Raw genomic sequence first — 15,141 nt, forward strand, 5'->3', positions numbered from 1 at the left:
TGCGGATGGTTCGGAAGTGCGTGCGGCGAGAGGTCACTTGACCGCGCGCAGCGCGTTGACGATGCCGTGGCCGTAGAAGCCGTTGACGGCCGGACCGCCCTTGCACACCGCGTCCTGGGTGCCGTTGCCGTCCTGGTCGTAGGACTCCGGGCAGGCGGTGCGGTCTGCCTGTGCCTTCAGCAGCGCCTGCAGCACGGCCGGCGGGGCCCACGGGTGCTTCGACTTCAGCAGCGCGGCGACACCGGCGACGTGCGGCGAGGCCATCGACGTGCCCTGGAGGAAGCCGTACGCGCCGTTCGGAAGCGTGGACAGGATCCGGCCGTCCTTGGAGGGCGTGTCCGGGATCTGGTAGCGGCGGTCGCCGCCCGGCGCGGCGACGTCCACGACGCCCTTGCCGTACGTCGAGTAGTACGACTTGAGGTTGTCGACGCCCGTCGCGCTGACGGTGACGACACCCGGCAGCTGGGTCGGGATGTCGAAGCACTCGTGCGGGTCGATGGTCCGCTCGACGGGCGTGGTGTCGTTCGGGCTGGTGGTGTCGACGATCGCGTCGGCGTCCAGGTCGTGGTTGGAGTTGCCCGCCGAGGCGATGTTCAGCGTGCCCTTCTTCTGGGCGTACAGCTGGGCCCGGTTGACCGCGTCGACGATGGCCCGCTGGTCCGGGTCCCCCTCGCAGTTGTACAGCCACGGGTCGACGTAGTAGCTGTTGTTCGTGATCTCCACGCCGTGGTCGGCGGCGAACACGAACGCGCAGACGACGTTCTCCGGGTAGAAGAGCCCGCTGGCCCGGTCGGTCACGTTGATGCTGGACACCTTCACGCCGGGCGCGACGCCCGCGACGCCGACCCCGTTGCGGGCCGCGGCTATCTCACCGGCGACGTGCGTGCCGTGGTAGTCCTCGGGCGTGTACGGCCGCCAGGCACCCTCGGTGGTGTCGGCCTTGCCGCCCGCGCAGTTGGCGGACTGGCCGGGGGAGAAGTTGGGGGCGATGTCGGGGTGGGTGTCGTCCACGCCGGTGTCGATCACGGCGACGGTCACCTTGCGGCTGCCCGGGTTGATCTTCGCGGCCTTGTCGGCGCCGATCGCGCGCAGGTCCCACTGGTCCGCCTCGAGGGGCTCGCTCCCGGGCGTCTCGGTGGAAGCGGCCCGGGTGCGCTCCGCCTGGGCGGCGCTCAGGTACTCGACCGCGCCCTCGTCCGTCGTCCCCGCGGGCGTCAGGGGAGCGGTGCGGGTGGCGCCGGCCGACTGCACGCCGCGGACCGTGCGCATGGTCGCGGCGAACTCGGCGTTCGAGGAGTGGACGACGAGGACGCCGATCCGCTCGTACGCCGCCACGACCGAGCCGCCGGCCTTGCCGATCGCCTTCTTGACCGAGGCGATCGTGTGCCGGTCCACCGTGGTGTTGACGACGTACGCCAGCGTCGGCGCGTCCGCCGTCCGGGTGGCTCGCTCCGCCTGCGGGGCCGCGGACGCGGCGGCGGGCAGGAAGCCCAGCGAGGCCGTCAGCGACAGCACGACCGGTACGGCGAGAGCGAGCCGGCGTCTGGAACGCAAGTGAGACATGGGGTCTCCACATCCTCCGGAAACGAAACCGGCCCGAGGCACAGGTGGTGCTCGGGCAGGTACATGACGGGGTGGTGCAGGGCGAAGCTATCCCGGCCTCTCGCTGGCCAGCAACGTTTTGTCGGAAGGTTCTCGGAAAGAACGCCGCCGGGTTGAACCGGTTCTCCCGTGCCGCCGTGACGTTGAACAAGGAGCGCGAGGTCCCCCGGTGTCCTCGCCTCCGTCCCCGTTCCCAACGCTTCCGTCCTTGCGAGGAGACCCCGTGGCCACCGACGCACCGCCCCCCTCGAAAGAGCAGCACACACTCCCCTCACCCGAGGAGTTCGCCGAGGTGCAGGAGAGCGCGGAGTTCGGTGAACTGCGCCGCTCCTACCGCTCCTTCGCCTTCCCGCTGACCATCGCCTTCATCGCCTGGTACCTGCTGTACGTCCTGCTGTCGAACTACGCGGGCGGCTTCATGGGCACCGAGCTGTTCGGCAACATCAACGTCGCCTTCGTCCTCGGCGTCGCCCAGTTCGTCACCACGTTCCTCATCGCCTGGTGGTACTCGCGGCACGCCGCCGCGAAGCTCGACCCCAAGGCCGAGGCCATCAAGACCCGGATGGAGGGCGGCGCATGAGCCCCGCACAGCAGACCTTCCTCGCCCAGCAGCACGTCCTGGCGGCGAACGAGGCCAGCGAGCACCGCCCGCTGATCATCACCCTGTTCGCGCTGTTCGTCCTCGCCACCCTCGGCATCACCATCTGGGCCGGCCGCCAGACCAAGGACGCGGCCGACTTCTACGCCGGCGGCCGCCAGTTCAGCGCCTTCCAGAACGGCCTCGCCGTCTCCGGCGACTACATGTCCGCCGCCTCGTTCCTCGGCATCGCGGGCGCCATCGCCATCTTCGGCTACGACGGCTTCCTGTACTCCATCGGCTTCCTGGTCGCCTGGCTCGTCGCCCTGCTCCTGGTCGCCGAGCCGCTCAGGAACTCCGGCCGCTACACCATGGGCGACGTGCTGGCCTACCGCATGCGCCAGCGCCCGGTCCGCACCGCCGCCGGCACCTCCACGATCGTCGTGTCGATCTTCTACCTGCTGGCCCAGATGGCCGGTGCCGGCGTCCTCGTCTCGCTGCTGCTCGGCATCACCTCCGACGCCGGCAAGATCCTCATCGTCGCCCTGGTCGGCGTCCTGATGATCGTCTACGTCTCCATCGGCGGCATGAAGGGCACCACCTGGGTGCAGATGGTCAAGGCCGTGCTGCTCATCGGCGGCACGATCCTCATCACCTTCCTGGTGCTGCTGAAGTTCGACTTCAACATCTCCGACCTGCTCGGCAAGGCCGCCGAGAACAGCGGCAAGGGCGCCGCCTTCCTGGAGCCCGGCCTCCAGTACGGCGCGACCGGCACCTCCAAGCTGGACTTCATCTCCCTGGGCATCGCCCTGGTGCTCGGCACCGCCGGCCTGCCGCACATCCTGATCCGCTTCTACACGGTGCCCAACGCCAAGGCCGCCCGGAAGTCCGTCAACTGGGCCATCGGCATCATCGGCGCCTTCTACCTGATGACCATCGCCCTCGGCTTCGGCGCCGCCGCGCTCATCTCCCAGGACGAGATCATCGCCTCCAACCCCTCCGGCAACACGGCCGCGCCCCTGCTCGCCCTGCACCTGGGCGGGGTCGACTCGGCCTGGGGCGCGATCCTGCTCGCCACCATCTCGGCGGTGGCCTTCGCGACGATCCTCGCGGTGGTCGCCGGACTCACCCTGGCCTCCTCGTCGTCCTTCGCGCACGACATCTACGCCAACGTCATCCGCAAGGGCAAGGCGTCCGGCGCCGAGGAGGTCCGCGCGGCCCGCTGGGCGACCCTGTTCATCGGCATCGTCTCGATCGGCCTGGGTGCCCTGGCCCGCGACCTGAACGTGGCCGGCCTGGTCGCCCTCGCCTTCGCCGTCGCGGCCTCCGCCAACCTGCCGACGATCCTCTACAGCCTGTTCTGGAAGCGTTTCACCACCCAGGGCGCCCTGTGGTCGATCTACGGCGGCCTGATCGTCGCCGTCGGCCTCGTGCTGTTCTCGCCGGTCGTCTCCGGCGACCCCAAGGCCATGTTCCCCGAGGTCGACTTCGCCTGGTTCCCGCTGAAGAACCCGGGCATCATCTCCATCCCGTTCGGCTTCCTCATGGGCTGGCTCGGCACGGTCCTGTCCAAGGAGGAGCCCGACGCCAAGAAGTACGCGGAGCTGGAGGTCAGGTCGCTGACCGGCACCGGAGCCCACTGAGCACGACCCCTCCGCGCGGCCGCCTCGTAGGAACCTCCAGGTCCCTGCGGCGCGGCCGCGCCGTGCGTCGTGGGATCGAGCCCTGTGGTGATGCCGGTGCGGTCACGTAGGCTCGCAGGTGTCGGAGAACAGTGCTCCGGGCACGATCCGCGACCAGGGAGGGGCCCACGTGCTCATCGACACCTACGGCCGGGTGGCCACCGACCTGAGGGTCTCGCTGACCGACCGATGCAACCTGCGCTGCACGTATTGCATGCCCGAGGAGGGCCTGCAGTGGCTGGCCAAGCCGGACCTGCTCACCGACGACGAGATCGTCCGGCTGATCGGCATCGCGGTCACGTCCCTCGGGATCGAGGAGGTCCGCTTCACGGGCGGTGAGCCCCTGCTGCGCCCCGGGCTCGTCGGCATCGTCGAGCGCGTCGCCGCCCTCGAGCCCCGCCCGCAGATGTCGCTGACCACCAACGGCATCGGCCTCAGGCGCACGGCGGCGGCCCTGAAGGCGGCGGGCCTGGACCGGGTGAACGTCTCCCTCGACACCCTCCGGCCGGACGTCTTCAAGACCCTCACCCGCCGCGACCGCCACAAGGACGTCCTGGAGGGACTGCACGCCGCCCGCGATGCGGGCCTCACCCCCGTCAAGGTCAACTCGGTCCTGATGCCCGGCCTGAACGACGACGAGGCCCCCGAGCTCCTCGCCTGGGCCGTGGAGCACGACTACGAACTGCGCTTCATCGAGCAGATGCCGCTGGACGCGCAGCACGGCTGGAAGCGCGACGGCATGATCACCGCCGGCGACATCCTGGCCTCCCTGCGCACCCGGTTCGAGCTGACGCCCGAGGGCCAGGACAAGCGCGGCTCCGCCCCGGCGGAGCGCTGGCTGGTCGACGGCGGCCCGCATGTGGTCGGCGTGATCGCCTCCGTCACCCGGCCCTTCTGCGCGGCCTGCGACCGCACCCGCCTCACCGCCGACGGCCAGGTGCGCACCTGCCTGTTCGCCCAGGAGGAGACCGATCTGCGCGCCGCCCTGCGCTCCGGAGCCCCGGACGAGGAGATCGCCCGCCTGTGGCGCCTGGCGATGTGGGGCAAGAAGGCGGGAGCGGGACTGGACGACCCGGCGTTCGTGCAGCCGGACCGTCCCATGTCGGCGATCGGGGGCTAGGAAGCCGGGGTCTCCCGGGACTCCCACTCCACGAGCGGGACGACGTCCTTCAGGAAGCCCCGCACGCCCAGGAACTGCGACAGGTGCTCGCGGTGCTCGTCGCAGGCCAGCCAGGTCTTGCGCCGCTCCGGGGTGTGGATCTTGGGGTTGTTCCACGCCAGCACCCACACCGCGTCGGCACGGCAGCCCTTCGCGGAACAGATGGGCGTCTCGTCACTCACTGCTTCGTCTCACCACGGCACTCGACAGGAACTGCACGGCACAAAGGCGACGCCGAGCAGCCACGGGGGGAGCTGCCCGGCGTCGGTCCGTCGCTCCGACGGGGGATGCGGAGCGCGTACGAAGTATGTCACGGGTAACCCCGGCCCCGGCACCGGAACAACGCGATTGATCTGAGCTTTTCTTGAGCTTGGCCGGAAGGCGACTTCCGTTTGTGCCCGCCGTACGGCAGCACTCACCGCTCGTGCGAATCCGCCCGCGCCCCGGGGGCCGTCGCCGACGCCGCGTCGTCCGCGGCGGAGTCCGTCCGCCCGCCCGGTGACTGCGGCGGCGCGATCATCGGCCGCACCGGCGGTGCCACGAACGTCGACGGGAGAGACGGCGCGTTCTCGCGCCCCGCGTTCGCGACGACCACCGCGATGTACGGCAGGATCAGGCCGAGTACCAGCGCCACGATGGCCACATGCCGTTCGACGTTCCACAGGGTGGCCGCGAGGATCACGGACACCGTGCGGACCGACATCGAGATCACGTACCGGCGCTGCCGCCCGCGTACGTCCTCCTGCAACCCCGTCCGGGCGCCGGTGATCCGGAAAACCTGGACGTTCCCGCCGCCGTGCTGCTTCCGCATCGCAATCCACCATCCGCCCGTATCGGACCGTCCCCGCCGTGTGGCCGTCCCGGGCGTCCGGGACCCGGACCGGGACAGATCCCACGGTACGCCGCGTACGGAACCGTCACGAGACCGGGTGCCCCCTCGTCCGCCGGGCCGTCTCCGGGCCGTGACGCGGACGGCCCGCGCCGGAGTGCGACGGGTGCCCCCGGGCCCGACACTGGCGGTACGAGCTCACGTCGAGCCGTACGAGGAGGCAGCGATGGGCTGGTTGTGGGCGATCATCGTCGGACTGGTACTGGGTCTGATCGCGAAGGCGATCATCCCGGGCAAGCAGCACCTACCCCTGTGGCTCACCGTCATCCTGGGCATGATCGGCGGCATCGCCGGCAACGCCATCGCCCGGGCGGCCGGGGTCGACGCGACGTCCGGCATCGACTGGTGGCGGCACGTGTTCCAGCTGGTGATGGCGGTCCTCCTCGTCGGCCTCGGCGACCAGGCCTGGACGGCGGCCAGGGGCGACCGGCGCAGAGCCTGACCAGGGGGCGCCGAACGACGCGAGGGGCGGCCTCCGACCTGGAGGACCGCCCCTCACCCGCATGTGCTCAGCCGGCCGTGACCTCGACCGCGGCCAGGTTCTTCTTGCCCCGGCGCAGCACGAGCCAGCGGCCGTGCAGCAGGTCCTCCCGGGCGGGGACGGCGTCCTCGGAGGCGACCTTGACGTTGTTCACGTAGGCGCCGCCCTCCTTGACCGTGCGCCGCGCGGCCGACTTGCTCGCCACCAGGCCGACCTCGGCGAACAGGTCGACGACCGGGGCCGGCTCGGCCACGCGGATGTGCGGCAGCTCCGACAGGGCCGCCGCGAGCGTGCGCTCGTCGAGCCCGGCCAGCTCGCCCTGCCCGAACAGCGCCTTGGACGCGGCCATCACCGCGGCCGTCTGCTCGGCGCCGTGCACCAGCGTCGTCAGCTCCTCGGCCAGGGCCCGCTGCGCGGCCCGCGCCTGCGGCCGCTCCTCGGTCTGCCGCTCCAGCTCCTCCAGCTCCTCGCGGGAGCGGAAGGACAGGATGCGCAGGTACGTCGAGATGTCCCGGTCGTCCACGTTCAGCCAGAACTGGTAGAACGCGTACGGCGTCGTCATCTCCGGGTCGAGCCAGACGGCCCCGCCCTCGGTCTTGCCGAACTTGGTGCCGTCCGCCTTGGTCATCAGCGGCGTCGCCAGCGCGTGCACGGTCGCGCCCGGCTCCAGGCGGTGGATCAGGTCCAGGCCCGCCGTGAGGTTGCCCCACTGGTCGCTGCCGCCCTGCTGGAGGGTGCAGCCGTGGCGGCGGTAGAGCTGGAGGAAGTCCATGCCCTGGAGGAGCTGGTAGCTGAACTCCGTGTAGCTGATGCCCTCGGAGGACTCCAGGCGGCGGGCCACGGAGTCCTTCGTCAGCATCTTGTTGACGCGGAAGTGCTTGCCGATGTCCCGCAGGAACTCGATCGCGGACAGGTCCTGCGTCCAGTCGAGGTTGTTGACCATGACGGCCGCGTTCTCGCCCTCGAAGTCGAGGAACGGCTCGATCTGGGCGCGCAGCCTGTCGACCCAGCCGCCGACGGTCTCCGGGTCGTTCAGCGTGCGCTCCGCGGTCGGGCGGGGGTCGCCGATCAGGCCCGTGGCGCCGCCGACCAGCGCCAGCGGCCGGTGCCCGGCCTGCTGGAGCCGGCGCACGGTGAGCACCTGCACCAGGTGCCCCACGTGCAGCGACGGCGCCGTCGGGTCGAAACCGCAATAGAACGTGACGGGACCGTCCGCGAGAGCCTTGCGCAAAGCGTCCTCGTCGGTGGACAGGGCGAACAGCCCGCGCCACTTCAGCTCGTCGACGATGTCCGTCACGGTTCTCGTGTCTCCTTGAGCGATCTTCGGGCGGTCGGGTGACAGCCGCCTACGAGGTTATACGCCCTGGCTGACCGAGCTCATGTTGAAATCGGGGACGCGCAGCGCGGGCATCGCCGCCCTGGTGAACCAGTCGCTCCACTCCCGGGGCAGCGTCTTCTCGGTCCGGCCCGCCTCCGTGGCCCGGCCGAGCACGCCGACCGGGGACTCGTTGAACCGGAAGTTGTTCACCTCGCCGGTCACCTCCCCGTTCTCCACGAGGTACACGCCGTCCCGGGTCAGGCCCGTGAGCAGCAGGCTCGCCGGATCGACCTCGCGGATGTACCACAGGCAGGTCAGCAGCAGCCCGCGCCCGGTGCTCGCGACCATCTCCTCCAGGGAACGGTCCTCGCCGCCGTCCAGGACGATGTTGTCGATGCCCGGAGCCACCGGCAGCCCCGTCAGGCCGGCGCTGTGCCGGCTGGTGGTCAGGTGCCGCAGCTCACCCTCGCGCATCCACTCGGTGGCCGTGAGCGGCAGCCCGTTGTCGAACACCGACTGGTCCCCGCCGGAGGAGTGCGCGATGACGAACGGCGCCGACTCCAGGCCCGGCTCGTCCGGATCGCTGCGCAGGGTCAGCGGCAGCCCGGTCAGCCGATCGCCGACCCGGGTGCCGCCGCCCGGCTTGGAGAACACGGTCCGGCCCTCCGCCGCGTCCCGGCCCGAGGCCGACCACATCTGGTAGATGAGCAGGTCCGCCACGGCCGTCGGCGGCAGCAGCGTCTCGTACCGCCCGGCGGGCAGCTCCACGCGCCGCTCGGCCCAGCCGAGCCGCACCGCCAGCTCGGCGTCCAGCGCCGCCGGGTCGACGTCCTTGAAGTCCCGCGTGGAGCGCCCGGCCCACGCCGACCGGGTCCGGTCGGGCGACTTGGCGTTGACCTCCAGCGTCCCGTTCGGCTGGTCGTGCCGCAGCCGCAGTCCCGTGGACGTGCCGAGGTACGTCGAGACCAGCTCGTGGTTGGCGAAGCCGTACAGCTCGCGGCCGCCCGCACGCGCGCGTGCGAAGGCCTCGCCCAGCGCCGGCGCGAAGTCGGCGAACACGGCGGAGGAGGTCTCCGCGGGCGCCTCCGTGAACTCCGGCGCCTGGGCGACACCGCTGACCAGGGGCTGCGCGTCCTCGGCGGGCCCGGCGCCACGCGCGGCGGCCTCCGCGGCCCGCACCAGAGGCTCGAGGTCGTCGGCGGTCACGGCGGACCGCGACACGACCCCCGAGGCCGTGCCGTCCTTGCCGTCGACCGTGGCGATGACCGTGAGCGTGCGTCCGCGCGTCACCCCGTTCGTGGTCAGCGCGTTGCCCGCCCAGCGCAGGTTGGCCGTGGACTGCTCGTCGGCGATGACCACGCAGCCGTCGGCCCGGGACAGCTCCAGGGCCCGCTCGACTACCTCGTGGGGCTTGGTGGTGCGCGCGCTCATCGACCGGCCTCCTGGGTCGTGTTGAGGATGTTGACGCCCTTGAACAGGGCCGACGGGCAGCCGTGCGACACGGCCGCGACCTGGCCCGGCTGCGCCTTGCCGCAGTTGAACGCACCGCCCAGCACATAGGTCTGCGGTCCGCCGACCGCGGCCATCGAGCCCCAGAAGTCGGTGGTCGTCGCCTGGTAGGCCACGTCGCGCAGCTGCCCGGCGAGGCGGCCGTTCTCGATGCGGTGGAAGCGCTGCCCGGTGAACTGGAAGTTGTAGCGCTGCATGTCGATCGACCAGGACCGGTCGCCGACCACGTAGATGCCGCGCTCCACGCCCCCGATCAGGTCCTCGGTCGACATCCCGGCCGGGTCCGGCCGCAGCGAGACGTTCGCCATGCGCTGCACCGGCACATGGCCGGGGGAGTCGGCGTAGGCGCAGCCGTTGGACCGTTCGAAGCCGGTCAGCTTCGCGATCCGCCGGTCCAGCTGGTAGCCGACCAGGGTGCCGTCCTTCACCAGGTCCCAGGACTGCGCCGCGACGCCCTCGTCGTCGTAGCCGACGGTGGCCAGGCCGTGCTCGGCGGTGCGGTCGCCGGTGACGTTCATCAGCTCCGAGCCGTAGCGCAACGTGCCGAGCTGGTCGAACGTGGCGAAGGAGGTGCCGGCGTAGGCGGCCTCGTACCCGAGCGCCCGGTCCAGCTCGGTGGCGTGGCCGATGGACTCGTGGATGGTCAGCCACAGGTTCGACGGGTCGACGACCAGGTCGTACAGGCCCGGCTCCACGCTCGGCGCGCGCATCTTCTCGGCCAGCAGCTCCGGGATCTGCTCCAGCTCGCTCTGCCAGTCCCAGCCGGTGCCGCGCAGGTACTCCCAGCCGCGTCCCACGGGCGGGGCGAGCGTGCGCATCGAGTCGAACTCGCCGCTGGACTCGTCCACGGACACGGCGTTGAAGACCGGGTGCAGCCGCACGCGCTGCTGGGTGGTCACCGTCCCCGCCGTGTCGGCGTAGAACTTGTTCTCGTGCACGGTGAGCAGCGAGGAGTCCACGTGGTCGACCCCGGGGGCGGCCAGCAGGCGCGCGCTCCACTCCGCGAGCAGAGCGGCCTTCTCCTCGTCCGGCACGGAGAACGGGTCGATCTCGTACGACGAGATCCACGTCTTATCGGTGTGCACCGGCTCGTCCGCCAGCTCCACCCGCTCGTCGGAACCCGCAGCCCGGATCACCTGGGCCGACAGCTTGGCCATCGCCACCGCCTGCCCGGCGACCCGGGCGGCGGCGTCCATGGTCAGGTCCACGCCGGACGCGAAGCCCCAGGTCCCGCCGTGCACCACCCGCACCGCGTATCCAAGGTCGGTGGTGTCGGACGAACCGGCGGGCTTGGCGTCCCGGAAGCGCCAGGAGGCGCCCCGCACCCGCTCCAGACGGAAGTCCGCGTGCTCGGCGCCCAGCGCACGCGCGCGTGCGAGGGCCGCGTCGGCGAGGGCGCGTAGGGGAAGGGCCGTGAAGGCCTCGTCGATGGTATGAGGCACCGCCGTCTCTTTCTGTCGAGGTGACCGTGGTCGCCATGCTCGGTGACAGCTCCGATCATGTCCCCCCGCCCGGCCCCCGGGCCACGGCTTTGCGGGGTGCGGGCCAGCGCGATCTGTAGGGACCCGACAGTGCGGCCCCCACGCCACTGTCGGTGCCCGATTGTCCGCGCGCGTGCCCGGACCGATAGGTTTTCGAGGAAGCCGCCTGTCATCGCCGCCTGTCGCGCCGTGGCCCGGCGGTGGTATTTCGGTCCGCTATGGAAAGGGTGATCCGTTGAGCCGCTCGGTTCTCGTCACCGGAGGCAACCGGGGCATCGGCCTCGCCATCGCCCGCGCGTTCGCCGACGCCGGCGACAAGGTCGCCATCACCTACCGCTCGGGCGAGCCGCCGGCGGCCCTCACGGACGTGGGCTGCCTCGCCGTCCGGTGCGACATCACCGACGCCGAGCAGGTGGAGCAGGCCTACAAGGAGATCGAGGAGGCCCACGGGCCCGTCGAGGTCCTCGTCGCCAACGCCGGTGTCACCAAGGACCAGCTCCTGATGCGGATGTCCGAGGAGGACTTCACGTCCGTCCTCGACACCAACCTCACCGGCACCTTCCGCGTCGTCAAGCGCGCTAACCGCGGCATGCTGCGCGCCAAGAAGGGCCGCGTCGTCCTGATCTCCTCGGTCGTCGGGCTGCTCGGCTCCGCGGGGCAGGCCAACTACGCCGCCTCCAAGGCCGGCCTCGTCGGCTTCGCGCGCTCCCTCGCCCGTGAGCTGGGCTCGCGCAACATCACCTTCAACGTCGTCGCGCCGGGCTTCGTCGACACCAACATGACCAAGGTGCTCACCGACGAGCAGCGGTCGGCCATCGTGTCGCAGGTGCCGCTCGGCCGGTACGCGCAGCCGGAGGAGATCGCCGCAGCGGTGCGGTTCCTCGCCTCGGACGACGCCTCGTACATCACTGGAGCCGTCATCCCCGTTGACGGCGGACTGGGAATGGGTCACTGATCACCATGAGCGGAATTCTCGAGGGCAAGCGCGTCCTGATCACCGGCGTGCTGACGGAGGCCTCGATCGCCTTCCACACCGCCAAGCTGGCCCAGGAGCAGGGCGCCGAGGTCATCCTCACCGCGTTCCCGCGGCCCACGCTCACCGAGCGCATCGCCAAGAAGCTCCCGAAGCCCGTCAAGGTCATCGAGCTGGACGTCACCAACGACGAGCACCTGGGCCGCCTGGCCGACGTCGTCGGCGAGGAGCTCGGCGGCCTCGACGGTGTCGTGCACTCCATCGGCTTCGCCCCGCAGGACGCCCTGGGCGGCAACTTCCTGAACACGCCGTTCGAGTCCGTCGCCACCGCCATGCACGTCTCGGCGTACTCCCTGAAGTCGCTGACCATGGCCTGCCTGCCGCTGATGCAGAACGGCGGCTCGGTCGTCGGTCTGACCTTCGACGCGCAGTTCGCCTGGCCGCAGTACGACTGGATGGGCCCGGCCAAGGCCGCGCTGGAGGCCACCAGCCGCTACATGGCCCGCGACCTGGGCAAGCAGAACATCCGCTGCAACCTGGTCTCGGCCGGGCCGCTCGGGTCCATGGCCGCCAAGTCCATCCCGGGCTTCAGCGAGCTGGCGTCCGTGTGGGACTCGCGCTCACCGCTGGAGTGGGACCTGAAGGACCCCGAGCCGGCCGGCCGCGGTGTCGTCGCCCTGCTGAGCGACTGGTTCCCGAAGACCACGGGCGAGATCGTCCACGTGGACGGCGGACTGCACGCCATCGGCGCCTGATCCCCCGCGCGCCGTCGACGCCCCGTTCCCCGCAGTGTGCGGGGGGCGGGGCGTCGCCCGTTCGGCCCAGCAGGCCGGGCGGGACGGTGCCCGACCGGCCAGTGTGGGAGGTGCGACCAGCACGCCCTTCCCTCCCCAGCACGGCCGAGGAGGTCCCCTTGTGCGCTTGTCCCGCCGAACGGCCTCCCTGTCCCTCGCCGTCGCTCTCGTGGTGAGCCTGGCGTACGAAGCCGTGCCCCGCACGCACGACGGCACGCCCCCCGCGCACGCGGCGCGGACCCGGCCCGAGGCGGGGCCCTTCGGCGCCGCGTGCCGGGTCCGTGTCACGGGCTCCGAGGTGACCGCGTACTGCCACAACCCCTATCCGGAGACGGACCGGGTGAGCCTGCACGTCGAGTGCGTCCGCTGGTGGGACATCGACACCGACAGCGCCCCGGTGGCCGCCGGGCCCGCGCAGACGGTGCGGCTGAAGGGACGCTGCTGGAAGGAGGTCGGCGGCGCGTGGATCACTCACCGGCGGGGGAGCTGACCCCGCCGAGCCGGCACAGGAACGGGTAGCGGGCCGCCTCGGCCGCGGCGCTGTCCGCGTCGCCCGCGCGGATCGCGTCGAGCATCCCCGCGTGCTCCATGTACGTCTCCGGCGTCAGCCGCCCGCCGACGTCCTCGCGCAGCCAGTCCCGCAGCACCTCGCCGAGGTCCGCGTACATCGCGGTCATCACGTCGTTGTGGGAGGCGGACACCACGGCCAGGTGGAAGGTCGCGTCCGCCGTCACGAACGCCTCGGTGTCCCCGGACTCCCACGCCTCCTCGCGCCGCAGCAGCAGAGCGTCGAGCTGCTTGAGGTCCTTCTCCGTGCGCCGCCCGGCGGCCAGCCGGGCGGCGGCCGACTCCAGCGTGGAGCGCAGCTCGGCGATGTGCCGCGGGTCGGCCTCGGCGAACCGCCGCTGCATCACGCCGGCCAGCTCGCTCGTCGCCACGACGTACGTGCCGGAGCCCTGGCGGATGTCCAGCAGGCCGTTGTGCGACAGGGCGCGCACCGCCTCACGGACGGTGTTGCGGGCGACCCCCAGCTGCTCGACCAGTTCCGGCTCGGTCGGGATGCGGGAGCCCACCGGCCACTCGCCCGAGGTGATCTGGGCCCGCAGCGCGGCGATGACCTGCTCGGACAGCGCCGAGCGGCGGGGATGACTCAGAGGCATGACTCACCTTCCCACGGCCGGGACGCCGCAGGGTGGGGGGAGACTGGACAGTCAATCATCCCATGATTCTATGATGGGCGTCATGACCAGCGAGGAAACCCGGACGATGACGCCCCCGACCGCGAGCGGCTCCGCCCCGGCGGGCACACCCGCCCCGCACGGCGCCCCTGCCGCGCGGGACGACCGGGAGCGGGGCGGCCGGGAGGGGAGCGGCCGGGAGCGGGGCGGCGCCTCCCCGCGCGCGTGGACGATGCGCGTGCTGGTCCTCGGCATCGTGCTGTCCGCGCTGAACCTCCGGCCCGCCATCACCAGCCTCGGAGCCCTCCTCGAGGAGGTCCGCGACGGCCTCGGCATGAGCGGCAGCGTGGCCGGCCTGCTGACCTCCGTGCCGCCGCTGTGCTTCGCCGTCTTCGGCGTCATGGCCCCGCGGCTCGCCCGCCGCTTCGGAGCGGGAGCCGTGGTGTGCGCCGGCATGGTGGCCATCGCCACCGGCCTGCTGGTCCGGCCGTACGCGGGCGGCACGGCCGGCTTCCTGGCCGCCAGCGCCCTCGCCCTCATGGGCATCGCCGTCAGCAACGTCCTGATGCCGGTCATCGTCAAGCACTGGTTCCCCGACCGCGTCGGGTCCATGACCGGCCTCTACTCCATGGCGCTCGCCCTGGGCACCGCCCTCGCCGCCGCCGTGACCGTCCCCCTGACCGACGCGCTCGGCGGCAGCTGGCAGTCCGGCCTGGTCCTGTGGGCGTCGCTCGCCGTGGCGGCCGTGCTGCCGTGGCTGCCGTTCGTCCGGGGGCGCGTGACGCCGCCCGGCGCGCGGGACGCGGCCGGCCAGGGCGGGCCGGACGCCGCCGGGACGGGCCCCGCGCCCGAGGTCCCCCGGCTGCGGATCACCCGCAGCCGCACCGCCTGGGCCCTCGCCGTCTTCTTCGGCCTCCAGGCCACCGCCGCCTACATCACCATGGGCTGGATGGCGCAGATCTTCCGGGACGCCGGCGTGCCCGCGGGCACCGCGGGACTCCTCCTCGCGGTCACCATGGTGATGGGCGTCCCGCTGGCCTTCGTCATACCCCGGCTCGCCACCCGGCTGCCCCACCAAGGCCCCATCGTGATCGCCCTCGGCGTCTGCGGCCTCGCCGGATACGCCGGTCTCTACCTCGCGCCCGCCGCCGGGGCCTGGGCCTGGGCGCTGCTGCTCGGCGTCGCCAACTGCGCCTTCCCGCTCGCCCTCACCATGGTCGGCATGCGCGCCCGCACCGGCCAGGGCGTCGCCCAGCTGTCGGCCTTCGCACAGAGCACCGGGTACCTCATCTCCATCCCCGGCCCGCTCCTGGTGGGCGTCCTCTACCAGCACAGCGGCGGCTGGGGGCTGCCCATCGCCCTGATGAGCGCCCTGATGGTCCCGCAGATGGCGGTCGGCGTCCTGGCGGGCCGCAACCGCACGGTGGAGGACGAGGCCGCCGCCTGACACGCCGGAAAAGGGGGGCCCGGGGCGTCCGGGGTCCCGCGCGGGTGCGAG

General features: G+C 71.8%; 15 protein-coding genes. 8 read left to right on the plus strand and 7 right to left on the minus strand.

The features are described 5' to 3' along the window. Positions 1-33 precede the first annotated feature (33 nt). Positions 34-1,563: a S8 family serine peptidase gene (locus ACH4C6_RS29620; RefSeq protein WP_398111695.1), complete on the minus strand. Its 1,530-nt coding sequence runs from the start codon at positions 1,561-1,563 to the stop codon at positions 34-36. A 262-nt stretch (positions 1,564-1,825) separates the two neighbouring features. On the opposite strand from ACH4C6_RS29620, the gene ACH4C6_RS29625 reads away from it, so the two are divergent. The 3 genes from ACH4C6_RS29625 to moaA all read left to right on the plus strand — a co-directional run bounded on the left by ACH4C6_RS29625 (position 1,826) and on the right by moaA (position 4,981). Then, entirely contained in the window at positions 1,826-2,182 is a 357-nt protein-coding gene (locus ACH4C6_RS29625) for a DUF485 domain-containing protein (RefSeq protein ID WP_398111696.1), read from the plus strand. After that, positions 2,179-3,822: a cation acetate symporter gene (locus ACH4C6_RS29630; protein WP_398111697.1), complete on the plus strand. Its 1,644-nt coding sequence runs from the start codon at positions 2,179-2,181 to the stop codon at positions 3,820-3,822. The genes ACH4C6_RS29625 and ACH4C6_RS29630 overlap by 4 nt, the downstream gene beginning before the upstream one ends. 169 nt (positions 3,823-3,991) lie before the next feature. Then, positions 3,992-4,981 carry a GTP 3',8-cyclase MoaA gene (moaA, locus tag ACH4C6_RS29635; RefSeq protein WP_398111732.1) on the plus strand — a complete coding sequence of 330 codons (990 nt, stop codon included), beginning with the start codon at positions 3,992-3,994 and terminating at the stop codon, positions 4,979-4,981. Here moaA and ACH4C6_RS29640 read toward each other — a convergent pair. Both ACH4C6_RS29640 and ACH4C6_RS29645 read right to left on the minus strand, forming a co-directional pair. Next, entirely contained in the window at positions 4,978-5,202 is a 225-nt protein-coding gene (locus ACH4C6_RS29640; protein WP_398111698.1) for a hypothetical protein, read from the minus strand. The genes moaA and ACH4C6_RS29640 overlap by 4 nt on opposite strands. A 233-nt stretch (positions 5,203-5,435) precedes the next feature. Further along, complete coding sequence (locus ACH4C6_RS29645) at positions 5,436-5,831, minus strand: DUF3099 domain-containing protein (protein ID WP_398111699.1); 396 nt, start codon at positions 5,829-5,831, stop codon at positions 5,436-5,438. Between the two features lie 244 nt (positions 5,832-6,075). Here ACH4C6_RS29645 and ACH4C6_RS29650 point away from each other — a divergent pair, with 244 nt between their 5' ends. Beyond that, complete coding sequence (locus ACH4C6_RS29650; RefSeq protein ID WP_398111700.1) at positions 6,076-6,351, plus strand: GlsB/YeaQ/YmgE family stress response membrane protein; 276 nt, start codon at positions 6,076-6,078, stop codon at positions 6,349-6,351. Between the two features lie 67 nt (positions 6,352-6,418). Here the strand turns inward: ACH4C6_RS29650 and tyrS are convergent, their stop codons facing one another. From tyrS to ACH4C6_RS29665, 3 genes are read right to left on the minus strand one after another with little or no spacing between them, the layout of a single operon-like run. Beyond that, entirely contained in the window at positions 6,419-7,687 is a 1,269-nt protein-coding gene (gene tyrS, locus ACH4C6_RS29655) for a tyrosine--tRNA ligase (protein ID WP_398111701.1), read from the minus strand. Between the two features lie 57 nt (positions 7,688-7,744). Next, on the minus strand, positions 7,745-9,139 hold the full coding sequence (locus ACH4C6_RS29660; RefSeq protein ID WP_398111702.1) for a metallopeptidase TldD-related protein: 1,395 nt from the start codon (positions 9,137-9,139) through the stop codon (positions 7,745-7,747). After that, entirely contained in the window at positions 9,136-10,659 is a 1,524-nt protein-coding gene (locus ACH4C6_RS29665) for a TldD/PmbA family protein (RefSeq protein ID WP_398111703.1), read from the minus strand. The genes ACH4C6_RS29660 and ACH4C6_RS29665 overlap by 4 nt, the downstream gene beginning before the upstream one ends. 274 nt (positions 10,660-10,933) lie before the next feature. On the opposite strand from ACH4C6_RS29665, the gene fabG reads away from it, so the two are divergent. The 3 genes from fabG to ACH4C6_RS29680 all read left to right on the plus strand — a co-directional run bounded on the left by fabG (position 10,934) and on the right by ACH4C6_RS29680 (position 12,955). After that, entirely contained in the window at positions 10,934-11,653 is a 720-nt protein-coding gene (fabG, locus tag ACH4C6_RS29670; RefSeq protein ID WP_398111704.1) for a 3-oxoacyl-[acyl-carrier-protein] reductase, read from the plus strand. A gap of 5 nt (positions 11,654-11,658) precedes the next feature. Further along, positions 11,659-12,426, plus strand: coding sequence for an enoyl-ACP reductase FabI (gene fabI, locus ACH4C6_RS29675; RefSeq protein ID WP_398111705.1), 768 nt, complete (start codon positions 11,659-11,661; stop codon positions 12,424-12,426). 160 nt (positions 12,427-12,586) lie between these two features. After that, positions 12,587-12,955: a hypothetical protein gene (locus tag ACH4C6_RS29680; RefSeq protein WP_398111706.1), complete on the plus strand. Its 369-nt coding sequence runs from the start codon at positions 12,587-12,589 to the stop codon at positions 12,953-12,955. Here ACH4C6_RS29680 and ACH4C6_RS29685 read toward each other — a convergent pair. Beyond that, complete coding sequence (locus ACH4C6_RS29685; RefSeq protein WP_398111707.1) at positions 12,933-13,625, minus strand: FadR/GntR family transcriptional regulator; 693 nt, start codon at positions 13,623-13,625, stop codon at positions 12,933-12,935. The genes ACH4C6_RS29680 and ACH4C6_RS29685 overlap by 23 nt on opposite strands. Positions 13,626-13,695: 70 nt before the next feature. Between ACH4C6_RS29685 and ACH4C6_RS29690 the strand changes: the two genes are divergently transcribed. Continuing rightward, positions 13,696-15,090, plus strand: coding sequence for a CynX/NimT family MFS transporter (locus ACH4C6_RS29690; RefSeq protein ID WP_398111708.1), 1,395 nt, complete (start codon positions 13,696-13,698; stop codon positions 15,088-15,090). Positions 15,091-15,141: the final 51 nt, after the last annotated feature.

Source organism: Streptomyces sp. NPDC017943 (genome assembly GCF_044328425.1).
Classification (GTDB): domain Bacteria; phylum Actinomycetota; class Actinomycetes; order Streptomycetales; family Streptomycetaceae; genus Streptomyces; species Streptomyces djakartensis_A.

What these genes read in the sequence shown, in the direction of transcription:
- ACH4C6_RS29620 (WP_398111695.1), bottom strand. Translation starts at nt 1,563, where the DNA reads ATGTCTCACTTGCGTTCCAGACGCCGGCTCGCTCTCGCCGTACCGGTC.
- ACH4C6_RS29630 (WP_398111697.1), top strand. Translation starts at nt 2,179, where the DNA reads ATGAGCCCCGCACAGCAGACCTTCCTCGCCCAGCAGCACGTCCTGGCG.
- ACH4C6_RS29645 (WP_398111699.1), bottom strand. Translation starts at nt 5,831, where the DNA reads ATGCGGAAGCAGCACGGCGGCGGGAACGTCCAGGTTTTCCGGATCACC.
- ACH4C6_RS29650 (WP_398111700.1), top strand. Translation starts at nt 6,076, where the DNA reads ATGGGCTGGTTGTGGGCGATCATCGTCGGACTGGTACTGGGTCTGATC.
- ACH4C6_RS29660 (WP_398111702.1), bottom strand. Translation starts at nt 9,139, where the DNA reads ATGAGCGCGCGCACCACCAAGCCCCACGAGGTAGTCGAGCGGGCCCTG.
- fabI (WP_398111705.1), top strand. Translation starts at nt 11,659, where the DNA reads ATGAGCGGAATTCTCGAGGGCAAGCGCGTCCTGATCACCGGCGTGCTG.
- ACH4C6_RS29685 (WP_398111707.1), bottom strand. Translation starts at nt 13,625, where the DNA reads ATGCCTCTGAGTCATCCCCGCCGCTCGGCGCTGTCCGAGCAGGTCATC.
- ACH4C6_RS29690 (WP_398111708.1), top strand. Translation starts at nt 13,696, where the DNA reads ATGATGGGCGTCATGACCAGCGAGGAAACCCGGACGATGACGCCCCCG.